This is a genomic window from Candidatus Rokuibacteriota bacterium, from assembly GCA_016209385.1.
In the GTDB taxonomy this organism is placed as follows: Bacteria; Methylomirabilota; Methylomirabilia; order Rokubacteriales; family CSP1-6; genus JACQWB01.
In genome coordinates this window covers 1-10,069 of sequence record JACQWB010000173.1, presented here as the reverse complement: position 1 = coordinate 10,069, position 10,069 = coordinate 1, and the positions used below count along the sequence as shown (strand labels likewise).

At 66.1% G+C, this 10,069-nt stretch carries 13 protein-coding genes; 1 reads left to right on the top strand and 12 read right to left on the bottom strand.

The genetic code is table 11. From position 1 onward, the window contains the following. The 8 genes from HY726_12135 to HY726_12100 form a co-directional block, all read right to left on the bottom strand. Nucleotides 1–701: methionine synthase (locus tag HY726_12135; GenBank protein ID MBI4609745.1), on the bottom strand; the 701-nt coding region annotated here is incomplete at its 3' end. A gap of 98 nt (nucleotides 702–799) precedes the next feature. Then, nucleotides 800–1,249 (bottom strand): PIN domain-containing protein, encoded by a 450-nt coding sequence (locus HY726_12130; protein MBI4609744.1) that lies wholly within the window; start codon nucleotides 1,247–1,249, stop codon nucleotides 800–802. Continuing rightward, entirely contained in the window at nucleotides 1,239–1,496 is a 258-nt protein-coding gene (locus HY726_12125; protein ID MBI4609743.1) for a ribbon-helix-helix domain-containing protein, read from the bottom strand. The genes HY726_12130 and HY726_12125 overlap by 11 nt, the downstream gene beginning before the upstream one ends. A gap of 42 nt (nucleotides 1,497–1,538) precedes the next feature. Next, nucleotides 1,539–1,676: a hypothetical protein gene (locus HY726_12120; protein MBI4609742.1), complete on the bottom strand. Its 138-nt coding sequence runs from the start codon at nucleotides 1,674–1,676 to the stop codon at nucleotides 1,539–1,541. Then, entirely contained in the window at nucleotides 1,673–2,380 is a 708-nt protein-coding gene (locus HY726_12115) for an ATP-binding cassette domain-containing protein (GenBank protein ID MBI4609741.1), read from the bottom strand. Before HY726_12115 ends, HY726_12120 begins: the two co-directional genes overlap by 4 nt. Continuing rightward, nucleotides 2,374–3,156 (bottom strand): ABC transporter ATP-binding protein, encoded by a 783-nt coding sequence (locus HY726_12110; GenBank protein ID MBI4609740.1) that lies wholly within the window; start codon nucleotides 3,154–3,156, stop codon nucleotides 2,374–2,376. Before HY726_12110 ends, HY726_12115 begins: the two co-directional genes overlap by 7 nt. Next, nucleotides 3,153–4,043: a branched-chain amino acid ABC transporter permease gene (locus HY726_12105; protein MBI4609739.1), complete on the bottom strand. Its 891-nt coding sequence runs from the start codon at nucleotides 4,041–4,043 to the stop codon at nucleotides 3,153–3,155. Before HY726_12105 ends, HY726_12110 begins: the two co-directional genes overlap by 4 nt. Nucleotides 4,044–4,123: 80 nt before the next feature. Further along, nucleotides 4,124–5,005 (bottom strand): branched-chain amino acid ABC transporter permease, encoded by an 882-nt coding sequence (locus tag HY726_12100; protein MBI4609738.1) that lies wholly within the window; start codon nucleotides 5,003–5,005, stop codon nucleotides 4,124–4,126. A gap of 586 nt (nucleotides 5,006–5,591) precedes the next feature. Between HY726_12100 and HY726_12095 the strand changes: the two genes are divergently transcribed. After that, a complete protein-coding gene (locus tag HY726_12095; protein MBI4609737.1) occupies nucleotides 5,592–7,085 on the top strand; it encodes a transposase in 1,494 nt (497 codons plus the stop codon). Between the two features lie 277 nt (nucleotides 7,086–7,362). Here the strand turns inward: HY726_12095 and HY726_12090 are convergent, their stop codons facing one another. The 4 genes from HY726_12090 to HY726_12075 form a co-directional block, all read right to left on the bottom strand. Then, entirely contained in the window at nucleotides 7,363–7,689 is a 327-nt protein-coding gene (locus tag HY726_12090) for a type II toxin-antitoxin system mRNA interferase toxin, RelE/StbE family (protein MBI4609736.1), read from the bottom strand. Continuing rightward, entirely contained in the window at nucleotides 7,686–7,955 is a 270-nt protein-coding gene (locus HY726_12085) for a type II toxin-antitoxin system Phd/YefM family antitoxin (protein MBI4609735.1), read from the bottom strand. Before HY726_12085 ends, HY726_12090 begins: the two co-directional genes overlap by 4 nt. 373 nt (nucleotides 7,956–8,328) lie before the next feature. Further along, nucleotides 8,329–9,624 (bottom strand): ABC transporter substrate-binding protein, encoded by a 1,296-nt coding sequence (locus tag HY726_12080; protein MBI4609734.1) that lies wholly within the window; start codon nucleotides 9,622–9,624, stop codon nucleotides 8,329–8,331. An 80-nt stretch (nucleotides 9,625–9,704) separates the two neighbouring features. Beyond that, on the bottom strand, nucleotides 9,705–10,069 hold a 365-nt coding region (locus HY726_12075; GenBank protein MBI4609733.1), incomplete at its 5' end, for a hypothetical protein.

The window sequence follows — 10,069 nt, the reverse complement described above, 5'->3', positions numbered from 1 at the left end:
TAAGGACGGTAGGAGCGGTTGAAGCGCGACCGGCCGAAGCGGTTGCCGAAGCAGATGTGATAGGCGAGCTTGGCCTTCACGCCGTCCGTGGCCAGGTTGAAGAGGCGGGCCATCTCCTCGCCTGAGACGTTGCCGCGCGCGGGCTCGTCGATCTGGATGAGGTCGGCGCCCGCTGCCACCAGCCCCTTCAGCTCCGCGTTGATCACCTCGGCGAAGCGCTCGGCCCCGTCGACGACACCTTTGTAGACGGGTCCCGGATGGATCCGCGTGCCGAAGGTGAGGGGGCCGGCGCATGTGGCTTTGGTGCGCTTCGCCGTGTGGGACTGCAGGTACTCGAACTCCTTGATGATCCCGAGCCCGCCGGGCGGGGTCTCGATCCGCCCCACGGCCTCGTAGCGCGTCTGCTGGTCGTAGCCCCACGGGCCCGCCTTCCGCCGCGCTGGAATCGGCTGGATTCCCTTGATGATGGCGTAGTAGCTGTCCACATAACCGTCCAGCCGGCGGACCTCGCCGTCGGTGATGATGTCGATGCCGGCCCACTCCATGTCGCGGATGGCGGTGTCCGCGGCGTCGTCGAACATCTCCTCCAGGTCCGCGGGACCGAACTCGCCGGCCTCGTAGGCTTTGACCCCGGCGTACCACCACCCCGGTTTTCCGTGAGAGCCGACAACGGTTGTGGGAAGTAATGGCAGCGTGCTCATGGTCTCCCTCCGATAATCTTCAGCTCTCCCTTGTGACGCGGGCATGGGGAGTCTTCCTCAGCATCGCCTGCCCGGCGAAGTAGAGCGGGCAAGCACGGCTACCCGATGGTGGCCAGGTCAAAGGCACGGGCAAACGGGTTTAGGAACCGAACCCCCTCGAGCACCCGACCGTCCTCAAAGTCCTCGCTCAAAACCACCGCGATCTGGTTCAGGCGGGCAGTAGCCCATACCTGCGCGTCCCAGTAAGGCAGGCGGTGATCGCGGACCCCTCTGGCCGCTTCAAGGACGACCAGCGGCGTGATCGGAAGAACGGGCCAGGCACGGATCAACGTGGCGACCTGGCTGTGCGCGTCGGCGGAGCTCAACGGGGCCCGGATCTTCCAGGTCACCGCCCGGAAAAACTCCCCCAATATCTGCGTCGATAGCCTGCCCTTCCCGCTTGCCACCAGGCGCCGTAGCCCATCGAGGGCTCGCCGTTGCTTTCTGGGTTCCGTCCGGTCATAGGCGTACACGAGCACATTGGTATCCACGAGGATCTCACCGGCCATAAAGCTCCTCGCGGGTCCATCGCCGCCTCCCCTTGAGCGGTCCTTTCCGCATGAGCCGAAGGATATACCGTTCGGCTTCCTTCCACGCAGCCGGGTCCGGACGCAATTCCCCCAACCCCGCCAGACCCCGGTCGATGCCCTGGCGGACCAGCTCTGCCTCCGTCACGCGCAGCTCCCTGGCGAGCGCCTTGAGGAGCTGCTCCTGTCGGGGCTCGATATAAACCTGTTTGCGGACCATTTCCGCCATGGGCTCTTCCCCTCCCGGACGAAGTATACATCACATTATACATCATGAATGCCCTGCGCTTCCAGGACGCGCTACTGCGCCGAACTCCCCGGCCTCGTAGGCCTTCACGGCGGGGTACCACCACCCGGGCTTGCCGTGGGACCCGACCACGCTCGTGGGAAGCAGGGGGAGGGAAGTCATGGCAGTCCTCCGATGATCTTCAGCACTCCCTCGTTGTTATACACCTCGGCCGGTTTCCCCGCAAAGATGATCTCCCCGCGCTCGATGACGTAGAGGCGATCGGTATACTCCGGGACGTGATGGATGTTGGACTCGGCCAGGAGCACCGAGTGGCCGAGCCGGGTGATCGCGTGGATGCCCTCGCTGATGGTGGGGATGATGGCCGGCGAGAGCCCCTCGAAGGGCTCGTCGAGGAGCAGCAGGTCGGGATCCAGGGCCAGCGCCCGGGCGATCGAGAGCATCTTGCGCTCGCCGCCGCTGAGCTGGGCTCCTTTCCGTCGCTCGTAGCGTTTCAATCCGGGAAACACCGAGTACGCGAGGTCCACGCGCTCTGTGGCCGGCCGGTCCGTCGGGCGGGTCCACGTCGCGATCTCGATGTTCTCGCCGACCGTGAGATCGGCGAAGACGCCGCTGTCCTCGGGGGCAAACGCCAGCCCGAGCCGGGCGATCTGGCTGGTGGCGGCTCCGGCGAGGCTCCGGTTCCTGAACTCGATCCGCCCGGAGTGAGGGGCGAGGTATCCCATGACCGTCCTGAGCGTCGTGGTCTTGCCGGCGCCGTTGCGCCCGATCAGGCAAGCCACTTCCCGCTCACCCACTGCCAGCGAGACGTCCTTGAGGATGTGGCTGGCCTGGACATAGACGTTCACGCGATCCAGTGTCAGCACGAGCGCGACTCCCGGCGACTCACCGCCCGGTCCTTCCGCCCGATCACCGTGTTAACCACCTCCTCGTTGGCCCGGATCTCCTCCGGCGTACTGTCGGCCAGGACCCGGCCCTGGTGGAGCGCGACGATCCGGTCGGAGTACGCGAAGACGATGTCCATGTCGTGCTCGACCTGGATGATGGACTTGATCCCGATCCGCCGGGAGGCGGAGACCAGGATCTCGATGACCTTGTTCTTGTCCCGAGTGCTCACGCCGCTCGTGGGCTCGTCCAGGAGGATGATCTCCGGGTGGAGGGCGAAGGCCGAGGCCACGTCCAGGAGCTTCTTGTCGCCCTGGGGGAGATGCCTCGCCAGCGCGTTCTGTTTGTCGGCCAGCCCGAACAGTTCGGTCACCTCCACGGCGAGGCCGGTCACTTCGCGGTCCCGCTCCAGCCCGGCGAACAGCCGGCCCCCTCTGCCGAGCCGGGAGACCACGGCGACCTTCAGCATCTCGAGCACGGTGAGTCCGGGGAAGATGCTCACGAGCTGAAAGCTCCTGGCGATGCCCATTCGGGCGAGCCGCACGGGCCCGATCCCGGTGATGTCCCGCTCCTTGAAGTAGACGCGCCCGGTCGTGGGTTCTAGGAGGCCGGTCAGCACGTTGATCAGCGTGGTCTTCCCCGCGCCGTTGGGGCCGATGATCGAGACGAACTCGCCGGGGCCGACGGCCAGGCTCACGCCGTCCAGGGCGCAGAACTCTCCATAGTACTTCCGGATGTCGCGGGCCTCGAGGATCACCGGGTCCCCGCCCCGATCGCCTTTTCACCCCACAGCCGGGCCCGCCCCCCGATCAGCCCCATGAGCCCGCCCGGAGCGAAGATGACGAGCCCGGCGAGGATGATCCCGAAGATGAGCCGCCAGTACGGCACCACGGTCATGATCGCGTCCTGGAGGAAGATGAACACGAAGGCGCCGAGCATTGGGCCAAAGAAGTGGGCGAAGCCGCCCAGGAGCGCCATGAAGACCAGGTTCCCCGACTGGGTCCAGTAGACAAGTCCCGGATCCACCTGCCCGATGGTGGGGCCGAGCAGCGCGCCCCCGACCGAGGCGTAGGCCGCCGAGATCAGGAAGGCGTACCAGCGGCAGCGGGTGACGCTGATCCCCAGGGACTCCGCCTTGACCGGATTTTCGCGGACGGACTTGAGGCAGAGCCCGAACGGCGACCTGACGATCCGCCACATGACGAGCGTGGCGACCGCCAGGATCGTGAGCGAATAGTAGTAGTACGGCCCGATCAGAAACTGGATCTTCGGTGTCTCGGAGAGGTCGAAGCCGAGCAGGTACGGGCGCAGGACCCGCATCCCTTCGTCGCCGCCCGTGAGGTGGTAGAACTTCAGCAGAAACGAGTAGAACAACATGCCGAAGGCCAGGGTGAGCATGCCGAAATAGATCTTCACGTAGCGCACGCACAGCGCCCCGACCGGCGCAGCCACCAGGACGGCCACCGCTATGGCGACCAGCAGGATCGCCTCCATGTGCCACACGCCGAACCTGGTGGTGAGGAACGCCGCCGTGTAGGCACCCAGGCCGATGAAGAGGGCGTGACCGAAGGAGAGGAGGCCGGCGTAGCCGAACAGGAGGTTCAGGCCCAGGAGGACGATGGCGTACGCGAAGAAGGTGAGCATCAGCGTCGGGTAGTACTGGCCGCTCACGTGCGGGACGGCGAGCACGGCGAGGGCGAGCGCCGCCAGCGCCAGCCGGCCTTTCACGCGGCGACCCCCCCGAAGAGGCCCCTGGGCCGGAGCACCAGCACGCCGATCACGATGAGGTAGATCAGGAGCATCTCCAGCTCGGGGTAGGTCGAGATCGCGACAGCTCTCAGCACGCCCACCACCAGTGCGCCCACGAAGGCCCCCCGCATGCTGCCGAGCCCGCCGATGACGACCACGGCAAAGGCTTCCACAATCAGTTCGATCCCCATCTCGCTCATGGCGGCAGTCGCCGGGATGACCAGGGCGCCGCCCAGTGTGCCCAGCACCGTTCCCAGCGTGAAGACCTTCACGTATATGGCCCGCATGTTCACGCCCAGCGCCTCGCTCATCTCCCGGTTCTCCGCCGTGGCGCGGACGATCCGCCCAAAGCGCGTCCGGACCAGCACGTAGCCCATGAGGAGCGCGATGAGGAGGCTCGCCGCGATCACGATGAGGTTGTAGACGGGCACGGTGACGCCCAGGACCGTCACCCGGCCGTACACCAGGTAGAGCCCGCCCGTGGAGAACGGAGAGGTGCCCCAGATCATCCGCATGATGTCTTCGAACATCAGCACGATGGCGAACGTCAGGAGGAGCTGGAAGGTCTCGTCCCGCTCGTAGACGAACCTGAGGAGCCACTCGACCAGCGGGCCGACGACCGCCAGGGCAAGGCCGGCGAGGACGAGCGCCAGGATGAACAGCTCCTGCGGGACGCCGGCCGCGACCGCGGCCCTGGCCGCGGACACCCCGACGTACGCGCCGAGGGCGTAGAAGCTCCCGCAGGCCAGGTTGAAGATCCGCTGGACCCCGAAGACGAGCTGGAGGCCCGCGGCCACCAGGAAGAGGATCGCCGCGTGAAAGACACCGCTCAGGAGGATATTGAGGGCGTTGGACATCGTGCCTGGGCCGACATTATACACGCAAGGTCGCAACAAGGGGCGAACCCCTCGGCCCGACAAGCGCGCGGGTGCGCGCTTGGTTAAGCGAGGGGGAAGCTGGAAGGCTCGAGGACTTTTCTCACCGGATCTACAGCCAACCCCAATCCTTCAAGGGCATGGGCGCCGAGCAGCGTGAGGCCGTTGTCTCCACCGCAGAGGACCAGCGTGAAGGCCGTGCGGTCTCTATACCGAATTTCGACCCATGCGGCAGGCAGTTCTCGTCTGGTTCCGTCAGCCAGGACCACAGGGACCTGCCGGTCGGGGGTGATTCCGAGGTTGGCCACAAGAGAGGTTGGAAACTGGCAGAACGCGGCTCCGCTGTCCACAAGGCATTTGACGGGGACAGACGGCTTATCGCTGATTCCCGCGGGACGGACATGAACCTCAACTGAAAACGTACCCATGACATCGCAAGTTTACCATACAGCTTTCGGGGGACCCGCTTTGAGCTGCGGACGCAACCCGCGTTGGCCTTGCTCGACACTGACACCGTGTATCCATCTTTGGGCATTGGCGCGGCGCTGCGCACGCAGTATCCAGGGACGTGGCGCTTGCCCAGCCCGTGTATCGCCCTCGCGACGCCGAGCACAGCGTGCTCCACGCGGTCATCCGCGAGCGCCTGGAGGACTTCCTGCGCGAGGCGGCGGCCCGCGGCGAAGGCGCCGGCCTCCCGCGGTTCATCGAGCGGGAGTTTCGTGAGTTCCTGACGTGCGGGGTGCTGGCCCATGGCTTCGCCCGGGTCCGGTGTGATAGTTGCGCCTTCGAGCGCCTGGTGCCGTTCTCCTGCAAGGGACGCGGTTTCTGTCCGAGCTGCGGGGGCCGGCGGATGACAGAGCGCGCCGCGCACTTGGTGGACCATGTGCTGCCTCGGGTGCCGGTGCGCCAGTGGGTGCTCACGGTGCCGTATCGGCTGCGGTACCTGCTCGCGTGGGACCACGGCTTGAGCCGCGCGGTGTTGGACGTGTACGCCCGGGCGCTGCTGGGCTTCTACAGCCGCAGCGCGCGGCAGAGCGGCATTCGGCGTGGTCGGACGGGGACGCTGACGGTAATCCAGCGATTTGGCAGTGGGCTGAATTTGAACGTCCACTTCCACACCCTGGCCCTCGACGGAGTGTTCAGTGAAGACCCGCCGGGCGGGCTCGAGTTCCACCCGGCGCCACCCCCGAGCGATGAGGAGGTGGCGCGGGTGCTCGCCACCATCCGCCGCGGGGTGCGACGGCTTCTGGCACGCCGGGGACTGGAGCCTGGCGACGAGGCGACCGGGTCACCGGACCGGCTCGCGGAGGAATCGCTCTCGCTGTCCGGGATCGTCAGCGCCTCAGTGCAAGGCCGAGTGGCGCTGGGCCCGCGCGCGGGGGCGCGGGTGCGGCGGCTGGGGCGGGAACCGGATCCCGAGGGCGTCACCTCCCGCGGGCCCCGCCAGGCGCACCTGGACGGCTTCGATCTTCACGCCAATGTGCGGGTGCCCGCCAACGATCGCGCGCGGCTGGAGGGGCTCTGCCGCTATGTGCTCCGGCCGCCGCTCGCCCAGGACCGCCTCCGGCTCCGGGCCGATGGGCGCGTGCTGGTGAAGCTCAAGACGGCCTGGCACGATGGGACCTCCCATCTGCTCTTTGAGCCCATCGAGTTCCTGGAGAAGCTGGCCGCCCTGACGCCGCGGCCCGAGGTCAATCTGCTCATTTACCACGGGGTGCTGGCCCCGCATGCACAGTGGCGCCGGCACGTCGTCGCCTATGGCAGGGAGGCGACCGAGGACCCTGATGCCCGCACTGCTGGCGCAGGCTCCGCAGGAACGGGGCCCGCGAGCAACGGACGCTACTGGGCGTGGGCGGCGCTGATGCGGCGCGCCTTCGAGATTGACGTGTTGGCGTGTCCGCGCTGTGGGGGCCGCCTGCGCCTGATTGCGACCATTGACGATCCCCGGGTCATCCGCCGGATCCTCGCCCATCTGGGGCTCCCGATTGAGGCTCCCAGTCCTGACCCGTCCCGGCCGCCTCCCGGCCCTACCGCTGACCTGTTCTGCGACACCGCAGCCTAGCCCGTGCTGGCTGAACCCAGCGGTCGGTCGCGCTTTGTCCCCGAAACCCCACGTCCCGCGCGTCGCGTGGCCGCTGCCTCGACCGACCTGCCCACTCGCACCCGCATGCCCCAGCTCTCGCCCTTTTTCGCCTTGACAGGCACTTTATCCGCCCCGTAGCATCGTAGCGCCGCGAGGGGCCGAGGGGCCGCGAGGGCCAGCGGCCGAGAATGCCGGTTATGTTTCTTACGCTCGTCTTACCTCCTCGACCGCCGACACCCATCCCGGTGAGCTAAGCTCAGCGAAGCAAGCCGAGGCGCAGTAGCTTCTTGGCGAGCGCGTAAATATCGCGCTTGTCGCCTTCCTTTCGCTTCCCGACAGCTACGATGGAAACGATTACCTCGCGACGCTCGACTCGGTAGACGATACGGTAACGCTGCCCGACGGCACGAACGCTGCGGAAACCCGCCAACTCCGCGACCAACGGCTTGCCTTGTTGCTCAGGCGACCGGATGAGTTGGTCTGCGCGTTGACTGATGAGCCGCCTGATCCGCTGATCGGGTATGGCTTCTACCTGCTTCAGTGCTGTCTCCGTCCACTTGATCGTGTAGACGGGATCGGTCATACCCCGAGGCGCTTCTTGGCCTTCTCATTGCTGACCAGACGACCGCGCTTCAAGTCCTCAATGCTCTCCCGGAGCGCCAAGACCATTTCGGGATCGCTGAGAATGTCAAGAGTCTCGACAATGCTCTCGTAGAACTCCCACGGCATGACGGCGAGTACAGGGCGACCCCGGCGCGTGATAGTGATCGTGCGCTCTGGCTCCCGCGCGAGCTTCTCCGGTAAGTCGAGGAGCCCCTTGCGCGCCTCGGTGATCGTGAGCTGTGTCATATAACTATCCTCCCAATGTACACTTAAATGTACAATCGAATGTCCACCCTGTCAAGCCCTTTTCCTGACAAATTAGCTCAGTTAACCTGAATCCGGCGGGATTTGAGAGGGAGAGGCCGACTATTCCCTGCGTCTGCGAGCGAGAAACGTACGATTGGCGCGGTGTTCCGAAAGCTAACGAAAAAGTAGCTTTCGGCGCAAGGCCAATATTCCCGCCTTCCCGCTCGTATCCGCCGCTTCATGGGAAGATACTCACGCCGGATTTAGGATTAAATCAACCGGTTAACCTCATACTCCTGTCAGTCGAGCCCACGGGCATCGAGCCCCCCTCGGCGACGCGCCGGGCTCTGGCGCGTGGTGAGAGCACCCGGTGCTACAGCTTGATCGGGAACGTCGCGTTGATCCAGTCGTAGAGCTTGGCGCCGGCCGAGGGCTTCATGATCTTGGTGGTCGGCAGGACCTCCACCGGGTCGATCGTCACGAAGTCGAACTCGTTCTTGTGGGTCGTGATCCCCTGGAAGAAGTTGCACATCTGGATGTGGTCTTCCCGGTACGAGCGCTTCCCCGACAGCGACTCGACCTCGATCCCCTCGAGCGCCTTGGCGATCCGCTCCTTCGTCGGCCACTCGCCGGCCGCCTTGTAGGCCTTCTCCACCGCCGCCTTGTACGCCTCCACCGTGAAGTAGGCGTGATCGCACTCGTAGGGCGGGTACTCGTTGTACTTGGCCTTGTACTCGCGGACGAACTGCTTCAAGAGCGGGCTCGCGCCCGCGTGGTTGAAGTACATGCTGTTGTAGCCCAGGATCAGCCCTTCGGGCGTGAACTCCTTCTTCAGCGAGTCGTGCACGCCCCCGCCCGTCGTGAAGCAGCCCTTCATCGTCTTGAACAGTCCGACGGCGGCGGCCTGCTTCATCAAGATCGTGGTGTCGCCCGACCAGAAACTCGTCATGAGGAGGTCCGGTTTGGCCTGCTGGATCGCCGCGATGTGGGAGGTGAAGTCCGTGACCCCGAGCTTGGGCCAGAGCTCGAGGACATCCTTCACGTCGGGCACGTAGCGCTTGAGCACCGCCCGGTACGCGTCCCAGCAGTCCCGGCCGTAGGAGTAGTCGTTGTTGATCCCCGCGATGGTCTTGATGCCCTTGAAGTACTTCGCCGTGAGGAGGGCCCCGCCGATCGCCTCGACCTCGTTGTCCACGCTCCGGAAGGCGTACCTGGGCTTGGGGATCGTCTCCTCGACGCCCTTCTGCGTGGTCGCGTCCCAGGCCAGCCAGAGCATCTGGAGCTCTTCCGCGAGCGGCCCGAGGGCGAGACCGGTCCCCGTGGAGACGGCGCCCGAGATCATGTCCACCTTGAGCTGGAGCGCCAGCTTCCTGAAACGCTCGACCGTGTCCTTCGGAGATGACTCCTCCTCGATGATCAGGTCCACCCTCCGGCCGAGGATGCCGCCGGCCCTGTTGACGCGCTCCGCCCACCACTCGATTCCGCGCTGGCCGGCCTGCCCTACCGGCGCCGGGATGCCGACCCGCCAGGCGAGCACGCCGATCTTCACCGGGTCCGAGGGGACGCCCTTCCGGGTCTGCGCCCGGATGACCGCCGGCGCGCCGAGGATCCCACCGCCGATAGCGACTGCACCCATACCCTTGAGAAACTCGCGCCTGCTGCGTTCCATACCCCTTCTCCTTTCCGGTATGCCCACGCGAAGCCTGTCGCCGATTTCGAGCGAGGCTGAGGGGCGCACGATAGCCGGGATTATATCAGCGCTGGAACCCGGACGAAGCCCTCCATCAGACGGCGGGCCGTCCGGTAGACGGTCACGTGTCGTACCCACCACTCGCCCGCCCTCCGCTCAACCTGAGCGTTGATGGGCAGGACACCTGAGGGATGGGCGAGCCGGACGTCGGCCCCCCCACCCTGCTCTCTTTCCCCCAGGGGGAGAGGATCCGACACGCTCTCCGCCACCACGCTTCCCTCGATCCGCGCCGCCACGGCCAGGCACATGGCGCCGGTGAGGGCGAAGGCACGGTGGCACTTCCCCATCGAGATCACGCGCGCCGTGAGGTCCGCCTCCGCGGCCTCAACGAGCCGCCCATCGATGGGCGGCTCGTTGAGGCCGC